General features: G+C 71.8%; 22 protein-coding genes and 2 pseudogenes. 13 read left to right on the top strand and 11 right to left on the bottom strand.

Annotated features, from left to right (window positions below):
• Positions 1-49: 49 nt before the first annotated feature.
• Positions 50-2,929 (bottom strand): LuxR family transcriptional regulator, encoded by a 2,880-nt coding sequence (locus tag RBJ65_RS14565; protein WP_306332138.1) that lies wholly within the window; start codon positions 2,927-2,929, stop codon positions 50-52.
• Positions 2,930-3,417: 488 nt separating this feature from the next.
• Here RBJ65_RS14565 and RBJ65_RS14560 point away from each other — a divergent pair, with 488 nt between their 5' ends.
• The 5 genes from RBJ65_RS14560 to RBJ65_RS14540 all read left to right on the top strand — a co-directional run bounded on the left by RBJ65_RS14560 (position 3,418) and on the right by RBJ65_RS14540 (position 9,281).
• On the top strand, positions 3,418-4,965 hold the full coding sequence (locus tag RBJ65_RS14560) for a GMC family oxidoreductase N-terminal domain-containing protein (protein WP_306323704.1): 1,548 nt from the start codon (positions 3,418-3,420) through the stop codon (positions 4,963-4,965).
• A gap of 46 nt (positions 4,966-5,011) precedes the next feature.
• Entirely contained in the window at positions 5,012-6,727 is a 1,716-nt protein-coding gene (locus RBJ65_RS14555) for an MFS transporter (RefSeq protein WP_306323705.1), read from the top strand.
• A gap of 32 nt (positions 6,728-6,759) precedes the next feature.
• A complete protein-coding gene (locus RBJ65_RS14550) occupies positions 6,760-7,770 on the top strand; it encodes an SDR family NAD(P)-dependent oxidoreductase (protein WP_306323706.1) in 1,011 nt (336 codons plus the stop codon).
• Entirely contained in the window at positions 7,767-8,546 is a 780-nt protein-coding gene (locus tag RBJ65_RS14545; RefSeq protein ID WP_306323707.1) for a thioesterase II family protein, read from the top strand. The genes RBJ65_RS14550 and RBJ65_RS14545 overlap by 4 nt, the downstream gene beginning before the upstream one ends.
• Before the next feature lie 321 nt (positions 8,547-8,867).
• Complete coding sequence (locus tag RBJ65_RS14540; protein ID WP_306323708.1) at positions 8,868-9,281, top strand: hypothetical protein; 414 nt, start codon at positions 8,868-8,870, stop codon at positions 9,279-9,281.
• Here the strand turns inward: RBJ65_RS14540 and RBJ65_RS14535 are convergent.
• From RBJ65_RS14535 to RBJ65_RS14525, 3 genes are all read right to left on the bottom strand, one after another.
• Entirely contained in the window at positions 9,278-10,804 is a 1,527-nt protein-coding gene (locus RBJ65_RS14535) for an MFS transporter (protein WP_306323709.1), read from the bottom strand. The genes RBJ65_RS14540 and RBJ65_RS14535 overlap by 4 nt on opposite strands.
• A 113-nt stretch (positions 10,805-10,917) precedes the next feature.
• Positions 10,918-11,676 (bottom strand): SDR family NAD(P)-dependent oxidoreductase, encoded by a 759-nt coding sequence (locus RBJ65_RS14530; protein ID WP_306323711.1) that lies wholly within the window; start codon positions 11,674-11,676, stop codon positions 10,918-10,920.
• Between the two features lie 92 nt (positions 11,677-11,768).
• Positions 11,769-12,653 (bottom strand): helix-turn-helix transcriptional regulator, encoded by an 885-nt coding sequence (locus tag RBJ65_RS14525; protein ID WP_306323712.1) that lies wholly within the window; start codon positions 12,651-12,653, stop codon positions 11,769-11,771.
• A 36-nt stretch (positions 12,654-12,689) separates the two neighbouring features.
• Between RBJ65_RS14525 and RBJ65_RS14520 the strand changes: the two genes are divergently transcribed.
• Entirely contained in the window at positions 12,690-13,040 is a 351-nt protein-coding gene (locus RBJ65_RS14520) for a hypothetical protein (RefSeq protein ID WP_306323713.1), read from the top strand.
• 95 nt (positions 13,041-13,135) lie between these two features.
• Here RBJ65_RS14520 and RBJ65_RS14515 read toward each other — a convergent pair whose 3' ends face one another.
• Positions 13,136-13,546, bottom strand: a complete 411-nt coding sequence (locus RBJ65_RS14515) for a YkvA family protein (protein ID WP_306323714.1) — start codon at positions 13,544-13,546, stop codon at positions 13,136-13,138.
• 23 nt (positions 13,547-13,569) lie between these two features.
• Positions 13,570-14,214 carry a Chromate resistance protein ChrB gene (locus RBJ65_RS14510; protein WP_306323715.1) on the bottom strand — a complete coding sequence of 215 codons (645 nt, stop codon included), beginning with the start codon at positions 14,212-14,214 and terminating at the stop codon, positions 13,570-13,572.
• Positions 14,215-14,468: 254 nt separating this feature from the next.
• Between RBJ65_RS14510 and RBJ65_RS14505 the strand changes: the two genes are divergently transcribed.
• Both RBJ65_RS14505 and RBJ65_RS14500 read left to right on the top strand, forming a co-directional pair.
• The gene (locus RBJ65_RS14505) at positions 14,469-14,888 is read left to right on the top strand and encodes a hypothetical protein (protein WP_306323716.1); all 420 of its coding nucleotides are present in this window, start codon (positions 14,469-14,471) and stop codon (positions 14,886-14,888) included.
• 64 nt (positions 14,889-14,952) lie between these two features.
• Positions 14,953-15,393, top strand: coding sequence for a hypothetical protein (locus RBJ65_RS14500; protein ID WP_306323717.1), 441 nt, complete (start codon positions 14,953-14,955; stop codon positions 15,391-15,393).
• A 96-nt stretch (positions 15,394-15,489) separates the two neighbouring features.
• On the opposite strand, the gene RBJ65_RS14495 is transcribed toward RBJ65_RS14500, so the two are convergent.
• Positions 15,490-15,957, bottom strand: coding sequence for an ANTAR domain-containing protein (locus RBJ65_RS14495; protein WP_306323718.1), 468 nt, complete (start codon positions 15,955-15,957; stop codon positions 15,490-15,492).
• On the opposite strand from RBJ65_RS14495, the pseudogene RBJ65_RS14490 reads away from it, so the two are divergent.
• Positions 15,921-16,265: pseudogene (locus RBJ65_RS14490) on the top strand (hypothetical protein); the annotation flags it as partial. The gene RBJ65_RS14495 and the pseudogene RBJ65_RS14490 sit on opposite strands and share 37 nt — an antisense overlap.
• Positions 16,266-16,293: 28 nt before the next feature.
• On the opposite strand, the gene RBJ65_RS14485 reads toward RBJ65_RS14490, so the two are convergent.
• The gene (locus tag RBJ65_RS14485; RefSeq protein WP_306323739.1) at positions 16,294-16,740 is read right to left on the bottom strand and encodes an Lrp/AsnC family transcriptional regulator; all 447 of its coding nucleotides are present in this window, start codon (positions 16,738-16,740) and stop codon (positions 16,294-16,296) included.
• A gap of 75 nt (positions 16,741-16,815) precedes the next feature.
• Here RBJ65_RS14485 and RBJ65_RS14480 point away from each other — a divergent pair, with 75 nt between their 5' ends.
• The 3 genes from RBJ65_RS14480 (at position 16,816) to RBJ65_RS14470 (ending at position 18,792) form a co-directional block, all read left to right on the top strand.
• A complete protein-coding gene (locus tag RBJ65_RS14480; RefSeq protein ID WP_306323719.1) occupies positions 16,816-17,571 on the top strand; it encodes an AzlC family ABC transporter permease in 756 nt (251 codons plus the stop codon).
• Positions 17,564-17,893 carry a branched-chain amino acid transporter permease gene (locus RBJ65_RS14475; RefSeq protein WP_306323720.1) on the top strand — a complete coding sequence of 110 codons (330 nt, stop codon included), beginning with the start codon at positions 17,564-17,566 and terminating at the stop codon, positions 17,891-17,893. Before RBJ65_RS14480 ends, RBJ65_RS14475 begins: the two co-directional genes overlap by 8 nt.
• A gap of 107 nt (positions 17,894-18,000) precedes the next feature.
• Positions 18,001-18,792 (top strand): hypothetical protein, encoded by a 792-nt coding sequence (locus RBJ65_RS14470; protein WP_306323721.1) that lies wholly within the window; start codon positions 18,001-18,003, stop codon positions 18,790-18,792.
• Between the two features lie 206 nt (positions 18,793-18,998).
• Here RBJ65_RS14470 and RBJ65_RS14465 read toward each other — a convergent pair whose 3' ends face one another.
• The 3 genes from RBJ65_RS14465 to RBJ65_RS14455 all read right to left on the bottom strand — a co-directional run bounded on the left by RBJ65_RS14465 (position 18,999) and on the right by RBJ65_RS14455 (position 21,427).
• On the bottom strand, positions 18,999-19,478 hold the full coding sequence (locus RBJ65_RS14465; RefSeq protein ID WP_306323722.1) for a hypothetical protein: 480 nt from the start codon (positions 19,476-19,478) through the stop codon (positions 18,999-19,001).
• A 205-nt stretch (positions 19,479-19,683) separates the two neighbouring features.
• On the bottom strand, positions 19,684-20,391 hold the full coding sequence (locus RBJ65_RS14460; RefSeq protein ID WP_306323723.1) for a hypothetical protein: 708 nt from the start codon (positions 20,389-20,391) through the stop codon (positions 19,684-19,686).
• Positions 20,392-20,887: 496 nt separating this feature from the next.
• Positions 20,888-21,427, bottom strand: coding sequence for a flavoprotein (locus RBJ65_RS14455; protein WP_306323724.1), 540 nt, complete (start codon positions 21,425-21,427; stop codon positions 20,888-20,890).
• A gap of 137 nt (positions 21,428-21,564) precedes the next feature.
• On the opposite strand from RBJ65_RS14455, the pseudogene RBJ65_RS14450 reads away from it, so the two are divergent.
• Positions 21,565-22,291, top strand: a pseudogene (locus tag RBJ65_RS14450) (helix-turn-helix domain-containing protein); the annotation flags it as partial.

The raw sequence follows: 22,291 nt of genomic DNA, 5'->3' as shown, positions 1-22,291 counted from the left end.
CATGAAGAATTTTCGATCCACGAGCCCTTGGACAACCCTTAGCCGGAAGTTAGGGGGCTCCTACAGCGGCCTGACCTGCGGTTGTTCCGGGAGCGGGGTCCACCGCGGGCGAGCGCTGCCAGGCGAGCAGTCCCTCGCGCCCCTTCACGTGCAACTTGCGGTAGATGCGGGTCAGATGCTGTTCCACGGTGCTGGAGGTGATGAACAGCCGGTGGGCGATCTGCCGGTTGGTCAGCCGCTGGCCGACCAGGTCGAAGACCCGGCGTTCGGCGCCGGAGAGCCCGCGAAGCCGCTCCCGATCCCGCTCCCCGTCCCGCTCCCGCTCCCGCTCCGGCTCCCGCTGCACCTGCGCGGGAACCGTCTCCCGCTGCCGGTCCGCCGTCGCGCCCGCGATGGTGGACGCGCGCAGGGCCAGCGGAGACGCCTGGCACTCGGTGGCCTTGAACAGCGCCTGCCGCGCCGCCATACGGGCCTTCGCCGTGTCGCCGACGCGGTGGCGCGCCCTGCTGAGCTGGAAGAGCGTCCTCGCCAACTCCAGGTCGTTGCCGTTGTGCTGGAAGATCTCGGCGGATTCGCCGAGCAGCGCCAGGCGGGTCCTGTACGTCTGGGTCGCGGCGAGGGCCCTCAGCGCCTGGCCGCGCAGCCGCGAGGGGGAGTGCCGGCCGACGAGGGCGAGCTGCTCCCGCGCCAGCTTCCGTGCCTCGCCCGGGGAGCCGAGCGCCACCAGGCACGCGGCGGCGCCGGTGCGCCACGGCAGGACGACGCTGTGCCGCAGCCCCCACTGCGCCATGAGTTGACCGCAGGCCCTGAAGGTGCGCAGCCCCTCCTTGTACTGGTGGGTCGCCAGGTAGTGGTGACCCTTGGCGCACAGGTACTCAAGGCCGTACACGCAGTCGAAGAGGGCTTCAGGGACGGGACGGCTCAGCAGGTCCGCGGCCTCCGCGTGCTTCCCCATGCCGGTGAGGGCGTGCAGCAGCGTCGCGTACGGGGCCCCTATCGACACCCCCCACGTCTCGGCGGGCAGCCGGTCGAGGGCGAAACGCGCGTAGCGTTCCGCGTCCGGCAGATTCCCCTGGAGCAGCGCAGCCTGGGCGCGCAGGGCGGCCATCGGCGCCTCCCAGTCGGCGACGCCGCGCCGGGATGCCTCCTGGAGGAGCCGGTCGGCCCAGCCCTTCGCGAGATTCGTGCGTTCGGCGCCGAGCAGGACGCGTATCGCGTCGGCGAGGAGCCGGACGGTGCCGTCCGTGAGCCGGGTGAGGCTCAGCACCTTCTCGGCGTTCTCGATGGCGTCGGCGCTGATGCCGAACCAGAGCAGCGAGTTCAGATCGGCGTAGAGCTGCAGTTGGCTCGTCGTCGTGAACGGCGCCATGGCGAGGGCCACGTCGTCGGTCGACTCCAGCGGGTCCCGCAGCGTCTTGGCGAGCTGGGGGAACGCGGCGACCATGCCGAGCCTGCACGCCCCCAGCTCGATGGTCACGCGCGGATCATCGGTGTCGGCGAGGCGCACAACGTTGTCGTAGAGCCGCTGGTTGTACGCGGCGCCGCCGAACAGGCAGAGCCGCCAGGCGAGTTCGGCGGGCAGCCGGCCGGCGATGCTGTCCTCGCCGCGCGCGTCGAACAGCCGGGGCAGCAGCCGCAGGGCGGCCGAAGGCGACAGACGCATCTCGGCGAGGATCAGGGACGCGGTGATCCGGGTCTGCTGGTGCGGGTCGGTGGCGGCGAGCCGCCGGGCGAGCTCCAGCCAGGCCTTCGCCTGCGCCGGGTCGTGGTCGAGCACCGTGTCCGCCGCGTCGACCAGGACCTTCGCCATCCACGGCTCGGGCGCGTCGTCGGTGTGCGCCAGATGCGGGGCGACGGCGACGGCGGGTGCGCCCGAGGTGAACAGCAGCCGTGCGGAGCGCCGGTGCCAGGACCCCCGTTCGTCTCTCGGGATGTCGTCGAGGACCACCTGCCGCGCCGGGGCGTACCGCAGTCGGCAGCCCCGCGCGAGACCCATGTCGTACAGCTCGGAGACGGCCCCGCGGACGGTGTCCTGCGGCAGCGCGAGCAGCACGCTGATCAGGGAAATGTCGGCCGGCTCCGCGAGGAGGACCATGGCCCGGGCCACGGCGAGCGTCTCGGGGCCCGCGGAGTGCAGCAGGCTGAGCACGGCGTAGCCGAGGGCCGAGGCGACGCTCGCGATGCCCTGCCGGCCGGTCTGCCGGGCCCGCGCGCGGTCCTGGAGCAGCGCCTGGACCAGCAGCGGGCTGCCGCCCGTCGACGCGTGGCAGTCGGCCGCGGGGTCCTCCTCGCCGGGCGGGCCCGCGTCGAGGTCGTCGGCCAACTCCCGTACGCCCTGCGGGGACAGCGGGCACAGCCGGACGAAGCTGACCCGGGGCTGGCTGAGCAGCGTGTGCAGCGGCGAGAACGTCTTGGTGGACTGCGTACGGCTGGTCAGCACCACCAGGATTCTGGAATGTCGCACCTTGCGTATGAGGTGCGACAGTTGCACGAGCGACGCCGGGTCGGCGTGGTGCACGTCGTCGACGCAGATGACGACGTGGCGCCGCTCCGACCACTGGCGCACCATCCGCGCGAAGGTGCGCTCGACCCACGCGGACCGTTCGCCCGCCGGGGACGGGTCCTCCAATGTCGCGGCGTACGCGTCGAGTTGGCGCCTTCCGTCGGCGACCTCCGCCGGGTCGAGGCCCGGGCTCTGCAGCAGCTCCCACAGCAGGCCGAGCGGCAGGTCGTGGTCCGTCGGTACGCAGCCGGCGCTGAGGACGAGCGCGTCGCTGTCGCTCAGCGAGTCCCAGAAGGCGTGGAGTAACGCGGTCTTGCCCATTCCGGGAGCCGCGTCCACCACGGCGACCTGGCCGCGGCCCGTCGCGCTCGCCGCCAACATCCTCGAAAGTTGATCCAGTTCGGCCCGTCGTTCGCACAGATCCATGTGCAGTGTTCCCCCATGACCAATTGGCACAGGGGCAGTTGCGACGGTGGTCAACGCAGCTGCCCCACACACCTGGCGCGCGTCGCCGCCTCGTCGCGTCGACTGCTTGATCGCCAGATTGCCAGAACGTCCAGGGGGGCGCACGGGTGCAAACTCGCGGCGCACACCCGCTCGTGAAATTCCGGCAAGCCGCCCCGACCAGAAGGAACCGGACCGATCGGAACGGGACCGCTCATCTACTCCCGAGTAGCCCACGGGGAAGGTGAGTGGCCGTGACATCGCGGGCGGCGCGGAGTGGAATTGCACCGATCCGCCCACGGTTCGTGGAGCAGCCGTGAAGGGCGGAACTCACATATGCGGGTTGTGGGTTCGGCCCCCGACGGCGGGTCGGACGCCCCCTAGAGCCCAAGTCAGGGCCCCAGTAGGGGGGAGTAGGGGGCTGCCCTTGATCGTCGCGATCGGAAACATGGGCGACCGTGAAACGACCAGTGCAGACACGACGAGCGATCCTCAAGCGCGGCGCGGCGGTCGCGGGCCTGTCGGCGCTGCCCACCGCGCTGCTGAGCGGCGAGGCGGCACGCGCGGCCGAGCCCGTGGACGCGGTCGTCGTCGGCAGCGGCTACGCGGGCTCGGTCGCGGCGCTGCGCCTGGCCTCGGCCGGACTGCGCTGCGTGGTCCTCGAACGGGGGCGGCGGTGGACCATCACCCCGGCAGGCGACACGTTCGCCACGCCGACCCGCCCCGACGGGCGCGCGGCCTGGCTCGCCACCGGCTCACCGTTCAGCGACGCGCGGCTCAACCTGTCCACAGGTGTGCTTGAGGCCTACGCGGGAGCCGGGCTGCTGTGCCTCGCGGGCGCAGGCGTCGGCGGCGGCTCCCTCGTCAACTACGCGGTCATGGAAGAGCCTTCGGAGGCGTTGTTCCGGGCCAGCTTCGGCGACCGGCTCGACCACCGGGAGATGACCGAGACCTGGTACCCGCGGGCCCGCCGCCTCATCGGCGTCGCCCCGATCCCCGACGACGTACTCGACTCGCCCTCGTACGCCAACGCCCGTGACTTCCGCCGCGCCGCCGAGCGCGCCGGGCTGCACACGCGCCGCGTCGACATGGCCATGAACTGGGACACGGTCCGCGCCGAACTGGCGGGCACCGCCGTGCCGTCGGCGAGCGTCGGCGAGGCGATGTGGGGCGTCAACAGCGGCGCCAAGCGCAGCGTCGACCGCACGATCCTGGCCGCGGCCGAGGCGACGGGGCGCGCCGAGGTGCTGCCGCTGCACCAGGTCGAGGACCTGAAGCGGGTCGGGGACCGGTACCTGGTGGAGTGCCGGCGCATCGACGAGGACGGCCGCCCGCTGTCCACGCCGAGCTTCGCCGCCCGCCACGTCTTCCTGGCGGCCGGCTCCCTGGGCACGACCCGGCTTCTCGTACGCGCCCGGGAACGCGGCAGCCTCCCCGCGCTGTCGCCGCGCATCGGCGAGAACTGGGGCAGCGGCGGCGACCACGTCGTGGTCCGCGCCGGGCTCCCGCTCACCGGCAAGGCGCAGGGCGGCCCCTCGCACATCCTGGCCACCGACTGGGACAACCCGAAGGCCCCGGTGAGCCTGCTCAGCTTCCCGCTCGGCTACCCGGCGCTCGGCCCCGTCAGCAGCACGGCCCTCGGCATGTCGGTCGTGCCGCCACTGGGCCGCTTCCGCTACCGGAAGGCCACCGACAGCGCCGAACTGACCTGGCCCGCCGCCGACCCGCGACTGCTGCGCGTCACCGCCGCCGTCGCGTCGACCGCGGGCCGCATGAACCTGGCGACCGGGCCGGGCCTCGACGCGCCCCTCTCCATCATGACCTCGCACTCCATGGGCGGCGTGGTGCTCGGCGAGGCCGCCGACGACTCCGGTCAACTGGCGGGCCACCCCGGCCTGTTCGTCGTGGACAGTTCGCTGCTGCCCGGCTCCAGCGGCGCCGTGCCGCCCGCCCTGACCACGACCGCCCTCGCGGACCGGACCGTGACGACCGCCCTCGGGCGGATGCGGTCCCTGTAACTACAGCCGCCCACGACAGTCGACGAAGCCCCAGCGGAGGGTGCAGGTGTCACCGGTACAGACGGCCAGCTCGGACGAGGCGGCCCTGAGCGAGGCGAACAACAGCGACCATGCCGACGCGACGGCCGGTCCCGACCCCGACCCGCCGCCGCCCGGCCGCGACCGCGCATGGACGCTGGCCATCGCCTCGATCGCGGTCTTCATGCTGATGCTCGACCTGACGGTCGTGAACGTCGCGCTCCCCCAGCTCCGTACGGAACTGTCGGCGGACTTCTCCGAACTCCAGTGGGTGATGGACGCCTACGCCCTCACCCTCGCCGTCTTCCTGCTGACCAGCGGCTCCCTGGCCGACCGGCTCGGCCGCAAACGGATCTTCCAGTGGGGCTTCGCCGTCTTCACGCTGGCCTCGCTCGGCTGCGGACTCGCCCAGGACGTGCTCGCCCTCAACATCGCGCGGGGCGTGCAGGGCGCGGGCGCCGCCGTGCTCTTCGCCGTCGGACCGGCCATGATCGGCCACGCCTACCGGGGCCGCGACCGCGGCATGGCCTTCGGCGTCTTCGGCGGCGTCACCGGCCTTGCCGTCGCCTTCGGACCGCTCATCGGCGGTGCCCTGACCAGCGCGTTCAGCTGGCGCTGGATCTTCCTGGTCAACGTGCCGATCGGGGTGGCGGCGCTGCTCCTCGGCGCGTGGCGGCTGCGCGAGTCCCGCGACCCGCGGCCGTACGGGATCGACTGGCCGGGCTTCGCGACGTTCAGCGCCGCGCTGACCCTGATCATCCTGGCGTTCCTGCGCGGCGAGTCGGACGGCTGGACCAGCCCCCGCATCATCGGCATGTTCGTCCTCGGAGTCGTCCTCCTGGAGGTCTTCTCCCTCCTCGAACGCCGGCGCGGCGACGCGGCGATGCTCGACATGTCGCTGCTGCGGATCAGCACGTTCAACGGCACGTCCATCGCGGCGTTCATCGCCAACGCCACGGTGCTGTCCGCGATCTTCCTCCAGGGCTCGTACATGCAGAACGTGCTCGGGCACTCCCCCTGGTCCACGGGCGTACGGTTCCTGCCGCTGACGCTGACGCTGTTCCTCGCGGCGGCCGTGACCGGGTTCCTCACGACGTCGGTGCCGCCGCGCCTGCTCGTCGGCCTCTCCCTCACCTTCATCAGCGCCGGACTGTTCCTCGTGACCCGGGTCGACGCCGGGAGCGACTGGACGGCGCTGCTGCCCAGCATGGTCGTCAGCGGCATCGGCATGGGGATGTTCAACCCGCCGCGCGCCTCGCTCTCCATCGGCGTCGCGGAACCCGCCAAGGCCGGGATGGCCTCCGGCATCGGCGAGACCTTCCAGCAGGTGGGCGTCGCCGTGGGCATCGCCGCGTTCGGCGCCCTGTTCCAGTCCCGGGTCACCGCCTCGTTCACGGACTCCCCGCTCGGCCACCGACTCGGCTCGCACGCCGAGGAGGCGGGCCACGCCGCCGCCTCCGGCGCGACCGCCGAACTCGCGCACGCGCTGCCTCCCGGCCAGGCGGGCCAGGCCGCGGCCGCCGTCCGCGCCGCCTTCGTCGACGGCCTCGACGACGTGCTCCTCGCCAGCGGGACGCTCGCCGCGATCGGCGCGGTCATCGGATTCCTGTGCATCCGCTCCCGGGACCTGCACGTCAGCGCGCGCGGGGAGCGGACCGGTGAAGAGGCGCCGAATGGTGAGGGGGCGACCGGTGAAGGGCCGGCCGACACGTCGCACCGGGCACCGAACGCTCCCGCATCATGACGTCATCCCCCCTCCACGCTAAGGAAGTTCCCATGCCCTCCCCCTCCCCCTCTCCCTCCTCCACGGTCGTCGTCACCGGCGCCTCCGCCGGGCTCGGCGAGGTCGCCGCCGGTGCCCTCGCGGCAGCGGGCCTGCACGTGGTGCTCGCCTGCCGCAGCGTCGAACGCGGCGAGGCCACGGCCCAGCGGATCCGCGCCGTGACGCCGGACGCCGCGCTGGAGGTCCTGGAGATCGACATGGCCGACCTGGAGTCGGTGCGCACCGCCGTGAAGTCCCTGCTGTCCGACGCCGCCGACCGGCCGCCGCTGCGCGGCCTCGTCTGCAACGCGGGCATCCAGGTCGTCAACGGCGTACGCCGCTCGGCCGACGGCTACGAACTCACCTTCGCCACCAACCACTTGGGCCACTTCCTCCTCGTCGACCTGCTCCTCGACCACATCGAGGAGCCGGGCCGCGTCGTGCTCGTCTCCAGCGAAGTGCACCAGGGCCCCAGCAAGTCCATGGGCTTCCCCGCCCCCCGCTGGGAGCACCCGCAGGCCCTCGCACACCCCGAGCGGTCCGCGCTCGACGAGTCCCCGCGCGCCGGCCGCGTCCGCTACGCCACGTCCAAGCTGGCCAACCTCTACATGACGTACGAACTGTCCCGGCGCCTGTCCGAACGCGGCAGCGGCGTCACCGTCAACGCCTTCGACCCCGGCCTGATGCCGCAGACCGGACTCGACCGCGACTGGCCGCGCGCCATCCAGCGGATCTACCACGCGACGGCTCCGCTCCTGGTCCGCGTGCTGCCCGGCGCCCGCTCCGTGACGCGGTCCGGGACCGACCTGGCCTGGATGGTCACGGCCCCCGAACTCGCCGAGGTCAGCGGCGCCTACTACTCGGGCCGCCGCAGGCGCGAGAGCTCCCGTCTCTCCCACGACGACCGGCTGGCGCGCGAGCTGTGGGACGAGTCCCGCCAACTCGTCGCGGCCGACAGCCAGAACGCCGCTGCCGACGAGAACGCCGCCGACGGCCAGAAGACGGACTCCGGCGGCACCGAGTGACCACGGCGTCCCCCACCCTGACGATCCACCACCCGCGCCCCACCGCGGACCACCGCCTCGTCGTCTTCCCCCACGCGGGCAGCGGCGCGGCCTTCTACCGCGCGTGGGGCCGCGCCCTCGGCCCGCGGATCGAGGTGCAGACGGTCCAGTACCCCGGCCGCGAGAACCGCATCAGGGACCCCCTGGTCAGCGACCCGGACGCGCTCGTCGACGAGGTGCGTTCGGCGCTGTCCGCCACCGCCGCGACCGGTCGCCCCTGGACCTCGACGGTCCTGCTCGGCCACAGCATGGGCGCACTCCTCGCCTACGAGACCGCCGCGGCGCTCACCGCCGAAGGCGCCGGCACCGCGCCCGCCGGGCTGATCGTGTCCGGCTGCCCGGCACCGGGGACCGCCACCCCGGCGACCCCTCGTACGGACGCCGACCTCCTCGCCGCCCTGGAGCGCGACGGCGGCACCCCGATGCGCCTGCTCGACGACCCCGACATTCGGGCGCTCGTCCTGCGGGTGCTCCACAACGACTACCGCCTCGTCGACACCCTGCGCCTGCGGCGCCCGCGCCACCGGCCACCGCTGAACGTCCCGTTCACCGTGCTCCGGGGCCGCCAGGACCACCACACCGGGGGCGACCGGCTGCGGGGCTGGGCCGGGTTGACCACCTTCCCCGTGCGCGAGCACGCCTTCGACGGCGGGCACTTCTACTTCGTACGGCAGTTGGACCGCGTCCTGAGCCGCGTACGGGAGCGGTTCCCCACGGATGTCAGCGATGCGGCGTGACCGCCCGATGAGGGCGGCGGGCAGCCCGCTCGCCGGTCTCCTCCCCGAACGGGCCGCCATGGCCGAGGCGTTCGAGGACGACCCGCGCGCCGAACTCCTCCCCCAGGAGCGGCCCTGGGTGGCCGGGGCCACGGAGTCCCGCCGCATGGAATTCACGACCGTACGCACCTGCGCACGCGCCGCTGCCGGAGCGGGTCGACGATCTCGTCGCGGGGCCTCGGGAGCGGCACGCGCTGCGCCGACTCGCCACGCACAACGGGGAGTTCGGGGCGTGACCACGGTCGTGACGGTGCCGGCAGAGAAGGAAATGACGAGGCAGCCATGCTGATACTTTTCGTGAAGTTCGCGCTCATCGAGATCATCGTGGGTCCGCTCACCCACCTGCCGGCCTCGACCGGCGCGCTGGCCGGTGCCGGAGTCGCCCTCTGGCTGGCCGTCTTCCTGGTGCGCGAGCGCATCCTCGAAACCGGGACGGCGGCGCCCGCGGCGGGCGGGTACGTCGCACACGTCGGCATCCGGGGCGCCGACGGCATGGCCGCGGCCGCCTTCCTCCTCGGCCTGGTGGGGCTGATGGTGGGCAACGTACTGCTCGGCCCGACCGCCGCCGTCCTCGCCCTGGCCGCCCTGCGCCAGGACACCTCCCGGCAGGCCCGCGCCTGGATGGGCCTGGCGCTCGGCGTGGCCGCCGTGCTCCTCCAGGTCGCCCTGGTCACGACGGACGGCACGATCCGCTAGGCGCTGTCGGCCGCGGGGCGTGTCGGGCGTGGGGCCGAACTCCTGCCCAGGAGTACGTAGATCAGCACCGAGAGCCCCGCACACAGGACCGCGCTCGCCAGCAGCACCGTCCGCCAGGCATCGGTCAGGCCGCTCGTCACGAAGTCCGTGAAGTCGGGGCGCACGGCGGCGGGCAGCGCCGACCGGGGGCCGGTGAGGTCCCCGGCGCCGAGGCTGTTGGCGAGGCCGCCTGCGCCACCCTCGTACGAGGGGAACCGCGCCAGCCCGTCCGCGAGCCGGTTCCGTACGAGATCGACGAGCGCGGCGCTCGCGGCGGCGATGGCCAGCGCCTCGCTGCCCAGCCGCATCGTGTTCAGGAATCCGGCGGCGGTTCCGGTCGCCGAGGGCTCGACCGCCTCCAGGACCGCCCCGTCCACAAGCCCGAAGTTCAGCCCGAGACCGACGCCCAAGGTGACCAGCGGAGCGGCCAGGGCCGCCGGGGTCACGCCGGGTTCCAGCACCCCGGCGAGCCACCCCACGCCGGCCGTCAGGCACAGCAGACTCAGCGCGAACACACCTCGCGGGGTCACACCCCACCGCAGCAGCCGCGTCGCCAGCAACGGGGTCACCAGGATCGGCAGCGTCATCAACAGCATGACCCCACCGGCGTCCCGCGACGTATAACCGTCCGCCACCAGAAGGTAGTTGGGCAGCAGCGGCAGCAGAATGACGAACGACAGCGTGGCCACGACGGGGATCAGGCACAGCGCCATGAACCGGCCGTTGCGCAGCAGACCGAGGTCCAGCATGGGGTGCCGGGCGCGCCGCTCGACCACCACGAACGCCGCGAGCAGCAGCGCGGACCCGCCGAACAGACCGAGCACACCACCGCTGCCCCAGCCCCACTGCGGCCCCTCGACCGTGCCGAGCATCAGCAGGAAGAGCCCGCCGGAGAACGCCCCCGTCCCGGCCCAGTCCACCCCCGCCCGGCCGGACGCCGACTCCCACCCCCGAGGAAACAGCGGCACCGCGCAACACACCACCACCATGAGCCCGGCATGCAGCCAGAAGAAGGCCCGCCAGCCGAACGTGTCCGTGACCGCCCCGGCCGCCAGCGCCCCCAGCGCGAGCCCGGCCCCGGTCACGATGCCGACCGCGCCGAACGCCCGCGCCCGCGCCCGGCCCCGGAAGACCTCCCCGATCAGCGAACTCCCGCTGGTGAGCAGCGCCGCGGCGCCGAGCCCCGCCAGCGCCCGCGCCGCGTCGAGCACCAGAATGTCCTCGGCCAGCGCGCTCACCGCCGACGCCGCGGTGAAGACGACGGCGCCGACGGCGAACACCCGCCGCCTGCCCCACAGATCGGCCAACGAGCCGCAGGCCAGCAGAAAGCTGGCGAAGGCCAGGTTGTAGCCGTGCACCACCCACTGCAACGTGGCCAGCGGCGCCCCGGTCTCCCGCCCGATGGCGGGCAGCGCGACCCCCGATCCCGTCACGGAAGTCGGCAGAATCAGCAGGGCCAGCAGCACACCCCCGGCCACCGCCACCGCCCCACGCCGCACACCTCGTACGCCCCGTACATCTCGTACGTCACCCGCGCCTTCACCCTCACCGGTCCCCGTCTTGGTACTCGTACTCGCACTCGCACTCGCACTCGCACTCATGCAGCCGGCACCGACCCGACGAGCCCGCCGTCGACGACGAGGTCCTGCCCGGTGATGTAGGCGGCGTCGTCGGAGGCGAGGAAGGCGACGGCCGAGGCGATCTCGGCCGGGTGGCCGAGGGAACCGAGGGCGACCTCGGCGGAGTCGCGGGCCTCCGCGCCGGAGTCGGTGTTGTTCTCCCGCCACATCCGGGTGTCGATGTAGCCGGGGCTGACGGAGTTGACGCGGATGCCGCAGCGGGCCAGGTCGGAGCCCAGGGTGCGGGCGAGGTTGTGGGCGGCGGCCTTGGTCGCGGAGTACAGCGAGGCGACGGGCAGGCCGCGGTGCAGGGTCCAGGAGGCGTTGATGACGACGGCGCCACCGCTGCGCATCAGCGGCACCGCCTTCTGCACGGTGAAGAACACGCCCTTGAGGTTGGTGTCCACGACGTGGTCGAAGTCGGCCTCGGTGATCTCGGCGCTCGGCTTGAAGACGCCGACACCGGCGTTGGCGAAGACCGCGTCCAGCGTGCCGCGCCAGGTCTCGACGCGGCGCATCAGCATGTCCAGGTCGGCCGTCGAGGCGACGTCGGCGCGCACCGCGAGCACCCGGTCGTCCACCACGTCCAACTCCTTGCGCGCCGCGTCGAGTCGGGCCTGGTCGCGGCCGCTGATGGCGACGTACGCCCCTTCGTCGAGCAGCCGCCGCGCGGTCGCGAGCCCCATGCCGCTGCTGCCGCCGGTGATCAGAACCGTCTTGTTCGTGAATCGCTTCATGCCGACGATCCTGTGGCGACCGGGGCGGGCGCGGCAGTGCCGGCTGAACCTGGGTCTGCCACCACCACCCACCAGGGCTCGGCGTGACGTGGCTACCCGTTCAGCGCGGAGCCGACCACCGGCCCGGAACAGCGCCCTCTCACCAGCTCCTCCACCCGCGCCCCGGTCCCCGTCCCCTCCGACGGGCTGTACAACAGCAGCCGCGCGCCCGGCAGATCGGGCACCGGCAACGTCACGTACTCGAACGACAACTCGCCGGCCTCGGGATGGACCAGCGACTTCACGCCCTCGCTCGCGGAGCCCACGGGATGCTCCGCCCAGACGGTGGCGAAGGCCGGGCTCGCGGCGCACATGTCGTCCGCGATCCGCCCGAACTCCTCGTCGTCGGGGTACCGCGCCGCGTCCGCGCGGAACTGCCCGACGATCTGCCGCGCCGCGTCCTCCCACCCCACCAACGAGGCCTGGAACCTGGCACTCGTAAAGAAACTCACGAGACAGCTGTGATCCAGCTCCCCGTACCCGAACACCAGCCGCGCGGCGTGATTGGCCGCGACGAACTCCCAGTGCCGGTCGATGACGTACGCGGGCCGCGGCATCCACCCGTCGACGACCCGCCGCACCCCGGCCGACGCTCCGCCGCCCCGGTCCACGGGCACGGCCCGCGGCGGATTCAACCCGGCCAACAGGTACAGGTGTTCACGCTCGGCCGCGTCCAGCCGCAGCACCCGCCCGACGGCGTCCAGCACCTCCGGCGACACATTGATGTCCCGCCCCTGCTCCAGCCACGTGTACCAGGACACCCCGACCCCGGCGAGCACGGCGACCTCCTCGCGCCGCAGCCCCGGCGTACGCCGCCCCTTCCCGGCCGCCATCCCCACGTCCTCCGGCGTGACCCTCGCCCGCCGCGAACGCAGAAACGCCCGCACCTCCGCACTACGCCGCTGCCGCGCCTCCGCGGGAAGCCGTGAGACATCCATCGGGCCATGCTAGAAGCCCCCGGTAACGTGCCGTGAATGCCTCTCGTCGAAGTGACCTACGCCCCCTCGGTCCCCGAACCCCAACTGCGCGAACTCCGCTCCGTACTCCCCCACTTGGTGTCCCTGGCCGTCGAATGCCCCGAGGAGCCGTACGACGGCGACCTCCAACCCGGCGACGTCGAGATCCGCTTCCGCCCGCAGAGCCCCCTGGACCGCTGCGGCCTCCCCGTGGTCATCGAGATCAAGTCGAAGTGGACCCCCACCCGACAGGCCAACCGCCAAGACCGCGTGGACACCCTGCACGCCTCCCTCCACACCACGACCGGCCTCGACGACTTCGGCATCTACCTCTCACTGCCGTGCGCGGCCTGGTCCCAGGGGGACTGACGGGCGCCTGGCCGCGAAGGGGCCGAACAGGCCCGCCGCCGAACCCTCTGAGCCGCGAACCGGCGGGGCCGGGCCCGTGAACCGGCAGGGGCGAATCAGCGGCCGGCCCGCTCCAGCCCCGCGAGCCGGGCGAGCGCGGCGAAACCGTCGTCGGTGCCGGTCCAGTGCGCGCGCACGGCGTCGATGCCCGCCCGGCGTACGACGCCCCGCAGGACGAAGGCGACGACGATCGCGTCGTCCGCGTACCCGATGACCGGCAGGAAGTCGGGGATCAGGTCGATGGGGCTGGCCAGATAGACCATGAGCAGCGCGAGCCGGACCCGGACCCCGCGCGGCAGCCCCCGGTCCCCGGCCAGCCGCTTGAGCAGCCGCAACAGGTCGGGCAGCAGCCGCACGGCCTCACCGAACAGGGCTCCCTTGGGACGTACGAGGATCAGGGCGGCCAGCAGCGCGAGCCAGGCCACCAGCAGACCGGCCGCGGCACCGATCAGAATCTCCCACCACATGTCGGGGCCTCGCTCTCGATGAATCAGTCGACGGGACGCGGCCGTGGCCGTCGCACCGCGTCGGACCCGGCGGCGGCAGCGGAGGCGGCAGGAGCGGCGGGGCCCGCGGTCTCGGCGGCGAGGGCGGCGTCCTCGAAGTCGGCGAGCGCGGCGCGGCAGCGCTCGACGGCCTCGCGGGCGGCCGCACCGCCCGGCGCGGCGAAGTAGTCACGGGCGGCGATCTTCGTCAGCCACTTGTCGAACCGTTCGAGGTCCGCCTCCGACTCCTCGACCTCGGCATACGTCGCCCGGCCCCGCGCGGTCTCCCGCTCCAGCTCGGCGAGGAGCTGCGGCGCCCGCTCGACGACCTCGCCGTACTCCTGGTCCCGCGCGGCATTGAACTCCCCGACCACCTCGGCGAGTTCACCCTCCTCGCCGAGGACGACGGTGAGCGTACGACCGGTCCCGCCGTCCTTGCGTACGGATACGAGCAGCCGCTGCACCTGACGTCGCACCACGGGCAGATCCGGCAGCAGACACACGGAGTTCTGCAGGTACAAGGCCCCGAGGGACCGCAGCTTCCGCCACACCCGCACCCGGGTCGCCTCCGGCGCCCCCGCGGTGCTCGTCGTGATCAGCAGAAAGCGGTCGAGCCCGGCCACCGCCTCCGCCGCCGTTTCCTTTGCCATGTAACGACCGTAACACGTACGCGTTCCGGCACATGGGCGAACGATTCCCGGACAAAAGCCCGCCGCCGCGCCCCCAGACAGGAAGCCGGAAACCGCACCCCATAGCGCCGCAATCCAGCCACACCGGTCAACCGGCGCTTGACCTGGGAGGGGCGCAGCGAGTGACCGACTCACCAAGATCGCTTCGGCCGCGCTCACGATCCCCCGGGACCCGACGCCGGCCTTGCCACCCCCTACTCCACCAAGGAGCTCCCATGCCGTTTTCCACGCCGCTCTCCATGCCGCGCTCCAGGGCGCTGACCGTCGCCCTCACCGCAGCCGCCGCGGCCGCCTCGCTGCTCACCGGGGCCGGCGCCGCGCACGCCGACGCCGATGTCCCCTACTCCCAGGCCGCCGCCCAGGTGAACGCGAGCGGCTCGATCGCCAAGAAGACCGCCACCGTGGTGGCCGTGCAGCGCGTCGCCACCGGCAAGTACTGCATCGAGGTCGACCCCACGATCGACGTCGCCGAGTCCATGCCCATGGCCACCCTCCAGGAACGCGCCAACTGGGGCAGCGAAATCTACGTCACCCGTTCCGGCAGCGGCTGTCCCAACCCCGCCAACTCGGTTCGCGTGATCACCGGCCGCAACGGCGCCGCCTCCAACCAGCCGTTCCACGTGGTCATCCCCTGACCCCACGCCCCACCAGCAGACACGTCACCGGAATCACCGGAATCACCAGAAGACGAGGAACCCCATGAAGCACCTGTCCACCCGCGCCAAGGTCGTCATCGCGGCCACCCTCGCGGCCAGCGCCGCCGTCGGCGCCACCGCCGCCGTCGCCTCCACGCCCGGCCCCGCGCGGGCGCCGCACTCGCAGGTCGCGGCGCTGGTCGAAGCCGACGGCTCCCTTTCCCAGAACAAGGGCGTCGCCAACGTCGACAACCCCTCGCTCGGCGCCTACTGCCTGACGTTCACCGACCCCCGCGTCGACCCGCAGAAGGTCGTCCCCCAGGCCACGATCGGCGCCACCGGCGACGGCACCGACAACACCACGCCGACGCCCAACGGCAGCACCCTCATGATCCGCACGGACCCGCACTCCTGGTGCGGCGACGACCCCGACACCATCACCGTCATCACCACCGACGGCCACGGCCGCTACGCCAACATCCCCTTCTACTTCAGCATCGCCTGACGCCCCGCCCCACCACCGGCCGAACACCGAACACCGAACCACTCGTCCAGCCCGCCCCCGCGCGACATCCAGGATCAGGGCGGCTGTCCCTCTCGCTCAGCACGGGGCGTCCCCGGCGTCCCCGTCGAGATCAAGGCGCAGTCGGCGGGTGAGGACGTCCCGGGCGACCTCCAGGAGCGGGCGGCCGTGGCTGAAGGCGTGGCCGCGAAGCCGGACCAGGGCGTGGTCGCAGCCGGTGTCGAGCTGGGCGGCGAGCATGCCGGTGGCCTGGTGGACCTCGGCGAAGTGCAGGCCGGGCTCGTCGAGGAGCGTGGTGCCCGGCCGGTCGGCGTGCGCGGCGGTGGCGATGGTGAGCTGGGCGAGGGTGTCGGCCAGATGGAACGCGTCGGTCAGCTGGGCGATCGACATCTCTCCCGGGCGGCTGCGATGACCGGTGAGGGCGCCCAGGCCGATGATCCCGACGCGTACGGGAAAGGCGAACACGGCGCGGACGTCGAGCGCCTCGACGGCGGCGAGCAGGCCCGGCCAGCTGGCGTCAGGACGCGACCACGCTGATCGGGCCACTCCTCGGCCTGCCCCCACTGCCGTACATCGACCTCCCCCGGCCGAACATCGCCACCAGCCACCCCAACGGCTACCTCTGGAAACGCGACCACATCGACGCCCTGCTCGGTGACTCCCCGGCCGCCTGGATCGACGACGACTTCACCGCGCTCGACCACGAGTGGGCCGCCGAGCGCACCGCAGCGGGTGCGCCGATCCTGCTCGTGCAGCCCGAACCTCACACCGGCCTGCTCCCTGAGCACCTCCTAGCGGTGGTCACCTGGGCCGCCGGTCTGACACAGCTACCAAGTACGTCGGCAGTGGCGTAATGAGCAAACTCTTCTGGGCCCGAGGCGTTCAGAAACCGCTCTTGACCGTCTTCATGGTGAGGCGGGACTCCAGGCCGCGCACGGCGGGGTGGCCGGTCAACTTGTCCATCACGAAAGCCTCGTAGGCGGTGTTGTCCGCGATGGCGATGCGCGCGAAATAGTGCGGGCTGCCGTACATGCGGCGCAGCTCGATCACCTCGTCGTAGGAGGCGAGGGTGGCCTCGAACTCCTCGATGGTCGTACGGTCCTGGGCGTATATCTCGATGTCTACGAGGACTTCCAGGCCGCGGCCGAGGGCTTCGGGGTCGATCACGGCCCGGTAGCCGGCGATGACTCCGGCCTCCTCCAGACGCTTCACGCGACGCAGGCACGACGGCGGCGTGAGGCCCACCCGCTTGGCGACCTCGACGTTCGTCAGCCGACCGTCCTGACGCAGATGCAGCAAAATTTGACGGTCGATGGCATCAAGCTTCATTTCATTGCGCACAGGACCAGACTACGGCCACAATCGGCAACCAAATAAGAAGGATTCCTTCCTAAAATTGCATCCATGGCAATACCCCCGGCCACCGTCGCCGCCGCCGACCCCACCCGGCGGCCTGCCCGCACACCGCACCGGCTCCGCTCCGACCTGCTCGCCGCGCTCAAGGACTCCGCCTCGGTCGGACTCGGCCTGGTCCCGATGGGTCTCGCCTTCGGGATGCTGGTCACGCACTCCGGACTGCCGTGGTGGTCGGCGCCGATGTACTCCGCCGTCATGTACACCGGCACGCTGGAGTTCCTGCTCGTACCGATGCTGCTGGCCGTCACACCGCTGCTCACGGTCGCCCTGACCACCGTCCTCGTCAACGGGCGGCACGCCTTCTACGCGCTGTCCTTCCCGCTGCACCGCGTGCGCGGCCGGTGGGCCCGGCTCTACAGCACCTTCGCGCTCAGCGACGAGGCGTACGCCATGACCACCGGCGGGCAGGCCCACGACTGGTCGAGCGCGCGCATGGTGGCGTTCCAGGCGTTCAACCACGGCTACTGCGTGGCCGGTTCACTCACCGGCGCCCTGGTCGGCTCGCTGATCCCGCCGCGCGTGAACGGCCTGGACTTCGCCATGACCGCCCTGCTCGTGGTGCTTGCCCTCGATGCGATCCGGGAGCGCCGCCACGACCTGCCGACCCCGCTGCTGGCCGCGCTCGCCGCGCTCATCGCCCGACTGATCACCCCCGGACAGCTCCTCCTGACCGCGTTCTGCCTGTTCACCGCCGCCCTGCTGGCCCGCCACTGCACCGCACGCCGGGAGCCCGCCCATGCCTGACGCCGGCTACCTGATCGCCGTCGCCGCCGTCTGCTGCGCGATCACCTGGGCCCTGCGCGCCCTGCCCTTCACCGCCCTGGAACCCCTGCGCGCCAACAAGGCCGTCCACTACCTCAGCACCCGCATGCCCGCCGGCGTAATGGTCATCCTCAGCCTCTACACCCTGCGCACCCTCCCGGTGACCGAGGCGCGCGCGATCGCCCCGCTCGCCGGGCTCGCGGTCACCGTCGGCCTGCACCTGTGGCGCCGCAACGCCCTGCTCAGCGTCTTCGCCGGCACCGCCGTCTGCGTCGCCCTGTCGAGCACCTTCTTCGCACCCTGACCTGCCAGGACCGCGCTCCAGCGGGCTTGTTACGTTGCCAGAACCCCACACCCCACACCTCACGCGGACACCCGCCGGGCCCGCGCCAGAACCAGGAGAGATTTCCCGTGCAGAACGTCGCGGTCAAGGTCGTGGTCACCCCGCTGCTGATCGGTGGTGCCAGCCTGGCCGGGCGCCGCTGGGGCCATCAGGTCGGCGGCTGGCTCGTCGCCCTCCCGCTGACCTCCGGACCCGTCGCGTTCTTCCTCGCCACCGACCACGGCAACGCCTTCGCCGGACACGCCGCCGTCGGCATGCTCGCCGGCACCATCTCCCAACTCGTCTTCGCCCTCGCCTACCGGGCCCTCGCCCACCGCGGCATACCCGCCGCCTTCGCCACCGGCTGCCTCGCGTTCGCCGCCGCCACCACCGCCCTGGCCGCGCTGAACTGGCCGGCCGTCCCCACGTTCCTGCTCGTCCTGGCCGCTCTGATCGCCGGATTCGCGATCACCCGCCGCACCGGCCGCACCTCCGCCGACCCCGTGAAGGCAGCGAACCCGCCCGGCTGGGACCTTCCCCTGCGCATGACCGTCGCCACCGGCGTCGTCATGGGCATCATCGCGCTCGCCCCCGCCATCGGCCCGCACCTGGCCGGGCTGCTGTCCCCGTTCCCGGTGTTCGGCGTCGTGATGGCCGTCTTCACCCACCGCACCCACGGCCCGACCGCCGCCGTCTCCGTCCTCGACGGACTGATCATGGGCCTGGCCGCCCCCGCCGTCTTCTTCCTCGCCCTGGCCCTCGCGCTGCCGCCCCTGGGCCTGCCGGCCTTCGCCGTGGCCGCGCTCGCGGCGCTCGCCACCCAGGCCGGGACGGTGTTCGCGATCCCGGCCGACAACCCCACGACCGCCGCCTCCGGTTGAAGCCGCGACGGCCCCGCGCGGGTTCACGCGAGGCCGTCGTCGGTTTCAGATGTCGTTGGCCGGGACCCGGGTCGTGCACATCTCCGTGCCGTCCGCCGTACGGATGGTGACGTCGGTGCCGGGGGTTCCCCTGCCGAGGAGGCGGGTGCCGCCGGTGGGATGGATGTCGGGCTCGGCAGCTCGAAGGAGAGCTTCAGGGTGCCGTGCTACCCACGCGCGCTGCCGTTGCCATGGCTGGTGGTGGCGTCGGTGACGCCGGGGCCGCCCACGTAGCCGGAGCCGCCGCCACCGCCGTAGTCGGAGTCCTGGCCACCCGTGGTGCGCTGGCAGGTGCTGCCGCCACCCTTGCCGCCGCCGTCCCGGCTGCCGTTGCTGCCCGGACCGCCGCCCCCGACGTTCCACCGCTTGGCGCCCAGCACCCCGGCAGCGCCGGCGGTCAGGCTCAGCGTCCCACCGGGCGTCACGGCGACCGTGGCGACGGTCCGGCCGCCCGCGGCACCGTTGTGCGCGCCGCCACCGGCTCCGTCGAGACTGACCCGCATGCTCGTCACGCCCTTCGGCACGACGTAGGAGACGGTCTCGTTGCACACCTGGAAGCAGGCGTTGTCCGAGGCCGAGGCACCCGGCACGCTGCCCGAGTCGCAGGTGTAGCCGCTGACCGCCCAGGCGGGCGCCGCGGTCGTCAACGGCAGCCCGGCCAGGGCGGTTCCGACGGAGAGAGCGAGGGTGAGGGCGCGCGGACCAGGACATGGTGCGCGTCGATCTGCGAATGATCATGAGCGGCACGGTTGCGATCAAGGTCACCAAATCGCCCTCACGCAGGCCTTGTTCCCCTAATGGCACGCGAGCCCGTTGATATACCGAAAACATCCAGCGGCGTGTCGTCACCCGTCACAAAGGGGCGCCGTCCGCACCATCAATCTCGTAGATGCGCTCTTGCAGCCGTTCACCGGCCCAGTCCAACCCGACGCCCAGGTCTAACCAGTGCCGATCCTTGCGGACCTCGGGCGGTGAGAGGTTCACCGCCGCCCAGGAGAACACCCCCAGGAGGACGGAACGCCCGTGCCGCGTCGTGCGCACGGACAGGGCAAACGGCGCGGCAAGTGCCGCGCGGGTGACCAGCATGAGTTCCTTGTCCGCGGAGTGCCGGCGGCCACTCGTGAGAAAACGCGGCGTCTCACGAATCTTGACCCACTCGACCACCGCGCCCGCCACCTGGGCGCGCAGGGACCCTTCGATGCCCTTCCGGACAGCGGTCGCGGGGTCGTCACCGAGCCAGCCAAGCCAGTGATCAGGATCAGTGAGCTTACTGAAGTCGTCCTGTGGCACTCCGTGTCGAGGATTCCGCTGGTATTCACCCGTCAGCTTCCCGCTGCTGTCCACCAACCACGCGCCGCGGATCGCCTCGGGAGGTACGTAGCCGTTCGGATCGTCGATATACGTCGGATCGATCTCGGCGACGCTGCCCCCGGGATTCTCAGCGGCCGCAGCCCGCAGCGCCGGATCGTCCGGTATGCCCTTACGCCGACTTCGCCGGTCAAAACGCCCCATGGTTCCATCCCCCCATTGCCCGCCCCCGGTGACGGGCGGATCGATCACAGCCAGCAAGGACACCTTTCAGCAAGGACACCTTAAGGACGCCTTGCTGAGCCACATCCTCAAAGCCGACATGGGGCCGGTCCACCTGGCGATCTGCCGCAGGGATCAAAACGGTCGGACAGCTCACCATCGCCGACTGGACCCGACGGCTGGTCGGTGGCGCACCAGAAGCTCGCCCTCACCCGCCGGGGTGCCGAGGAACGGGCTGGCGATCATTCAGTGCAACGGCGGAGCGTGCGAGGTTCATTGCGTGGGTGTAGGCGACGTAGTCGCTGTCGAGCACCGTCGGGTTCCTGGGCGAGCTCAGCACGCGGTACGCGGAGCAGAAGCCGGACATGGCCGGAAGCGGGCGCGATGGCACTTCAGACTGGGCGTGTGGGCCGCCGCCGCACTGGTCGTGCACGGCCAACAGCTTCTCGACGACCGCCACTTCACGGTGTCCGCGCGTATGTGGCGGCGCTGGGAGGGCGCGCGTCCGGGAGGCCGGGCCCTTTCGTCATGCCCTGTGAAGCTGTCTCGCCACTCCCAGGGCGGTGTCCCAGGGGTATGCCTTCGGTTTGCCGGACCCTGGTGGGTTCGGCTGGAACCCACCCTCCCCGTACAGCATCGTGACGCCGTGCTCGCGCAGTTCCGTATTGCTTCGGCCAAGGGCTCTGTGCTGGGCATAGGCCGCGTTCACGCACGGCATCGCCACGGTCGGGATGCCCTTGCCGATGCCCTCGGCGACGACCCCCACGACGAACGACGACGTGACCCCGAGCGCCCAGCAGTTGATCGAGTTGAAGGTGGCCGGCGCGAACAGGATCACATCCGCCTTCGGCCAGACGTCGGGTTCGCCGGGCAGCTTGTACTCACTGCGTACCGGGTGCCCCGTGAGGGCTGCAAGACCCTCCAGGCGGTCATCGAGCCAGTGTGCAGCCGTGGGTGTCAATCCGAGGCAGACGTCCCAGCCGTCGGCCTGCGCGTCCTCGATGACCCTGGCGATGTCGAACACGGGTGGTGCTGCCGAAGCGAACAGGTACAGGGTCGACGTCATGCCTTCACTCAACCCACGCGGTTGATCTCACGCAACCGCCCCCGTTCCTACGGAGTACGGAGTGGGGGCGATCGCCGGTTCAGCGCCACGGAGCGCGAGTACCGTTCCAAGTGGTGAGCCAGGAACGGAGTTCCAGTATGCCCAGAGACGACCGCGCAGGAGCCCGAATCGCGGAGCAGCGCAAGCTCGCAGGACTCACACAGCACGGGTTCGCGCTGCGGATTCCGTACTCCTACAGCTATCTGCACCAAGTCGAGAGCGGGCACAAGTCGGCCACCCCCCGACTTCATTGCGGCGTGCGCCAAGGCTCTGCGCATAGACGTCACGGCCTTGACTGGACAGCCCTACATGACCGAGCTCCAACAAGACCGACTCGCCGGACTGATCCGCCCGATCCGGGAGTCACTTGACCTGTATGACCTGGAAGTCGATCCCGGTCTCATCACACGTGGCCCGGCTGAACTCATGCAGGCTGCCGACGAGTTGTGCCAGTTCGTGCGCGCGGCCCAGCTCAACTCCGCGGCCGAGGGGCTGCCTCACCTGATCACCGAACTCACAGCCGCAGTACATCGACGCCCGTCTACTGAACTGTGGCGTGCCCTCGCGTCGGCCTACCGAACTGCTCACGACGTCGCCGTGAAGCTGGGGTTCCTCGACCTGTCGACGATCGCCCTGGACCGGATGGACTGGGCTGCACAGCACGCCTCGGATCCGCTGCTGTCCGCCGTACGGCAGTACATGCGCGGGCTCGTGTATTTCCGAGAGGGCGAGCACACCATCGGTCTGCGCCTGGTCTCCGCCGGTCACCATGTCCTGGGCCAGGCCGAGCCGAGCGTCGAGTCCCTCGCTGTCGAGGGGCAACTG

The sequence above is a fragment of the Streptomyces sp. KL109B genome (assembly GCF_030766935.1).
In the GTDB taxonomy this organism is placed as follows: domain Bacteria; phylum Actinomycetota; class Actinomycetes; order Streptomycetales; family Streptomycetaceae; genus Streptomyces.
The sequence above is the reverse complement of the archived record's forward strand: the minus strand, read 5'-3'. Positions and strand labels throughout refer to the sequence as shown.

Excerpts from the sequence above, each read along its gene's own strand:
- RBJ65_RS14565 (WP_306332138.1), bottom strand. The coding sequence starts at position 2,929 with ATGGATCTGTGCGAACGACGGGCCGAACTGGATCAACTTTCGAGGATG.
- RBJ65_RS14550 (WP_306323706.1), top strand. The coding sequence starts at position 6,760 with ATGCCCTCCCCCTCCCCCTCTCCCTCCTCCACGGTCGTCGTCACCGGC.
- RBJ65_RS14540 (WP_306323708.1), top strand. The coding sequence starts at position 8,868 with ATGCTGATACTTTTCGTGAAGTTCGCGCTCATCGAGATCATCGTGGGT.
- RBJ65_RS14530 (WP_306323711.1), bottom strand. The coding sequence starts at position 11,676 with ATGAAGCGATTCACGAACAAGACGGTTCTGATCACCGGCGGCAGCAGC.
- RBJ65_RS14525 (WP_306323712.1), bottom strand. The coding sequence starts at position 12,653 with ATGGATGTCTCACGGCTTCCCGCGGAGGCGCGGCAGCGGCGTAGTGCG.
- RBJ65_RS14520 (WP_306323713.1), top strand. The coding sequence starts at position 12,690 with ATGCCTCTCGTCGAAGTGACCTACGCCCCCTCGGTCCCCGAACCCCAA.
- RBJ65_RS14515 (WP_306323714.1), bottom strand. The coding sequence starts at position 13,546 with ATGTGGTGGGAGATTCTGATCGGTGCCGCGGCCGGTCTGCTGGTGGCC.
- RBJ65_RS14510 (WP_306323715.1), bottom strand. The coding sequence starts at position 14,214 with ATGGCAAAGGAAACGGCGGCGGAGGCGGTGGCCGGGCTCGACCGCTTT.
- RBJ65_RS14505 (WP_306323716.1), top strand. The coding sequence starts at position 14,469 with ATGCCGTTTTCCACGCCGCTCTCCATGCCGCGCTCCAGGGCGCTGACC.
- RBJ65_RS14500 (WP_306323717.1), top strand. The coding sequence starts at position 14,953 with ATGAAGCACCTGTCCACCCGCGCCAAGGTCGTCATCGCGGCCACCCTC.
- RBJ65_RS14485 (WP_306323739.1), bottom strand. The coding sequence starts at position 16,740 with ATGAAGCTTGATGCCATCGACCGTCAAATTTTGCTGCATCTGCGTCAG.
- RBJ65_RS14480 (WP_306323719.1), top strand. The coding sequence starts at position 16,816 with ATGGCAATACCCCCGGCCACCGTCGCCGCCGCCGACCCCACCCGGCGG.
- RBJ65_RS14475 (WP_306323720.1), top strand. The coding sequence starts at position 17,564 with ATGCCTGACGCCGGCTACCTGATCGCCGTCGCCGCCGTCTGCTGCGCG.
- RBJ65_RS14455 (WP_306323724.1), bottom strand. The coding sequence starts at position 21,427 with ATGACGTCGACCCTGTACCTGTTCGCTTCGGCAGCACCACCCGTGTTC.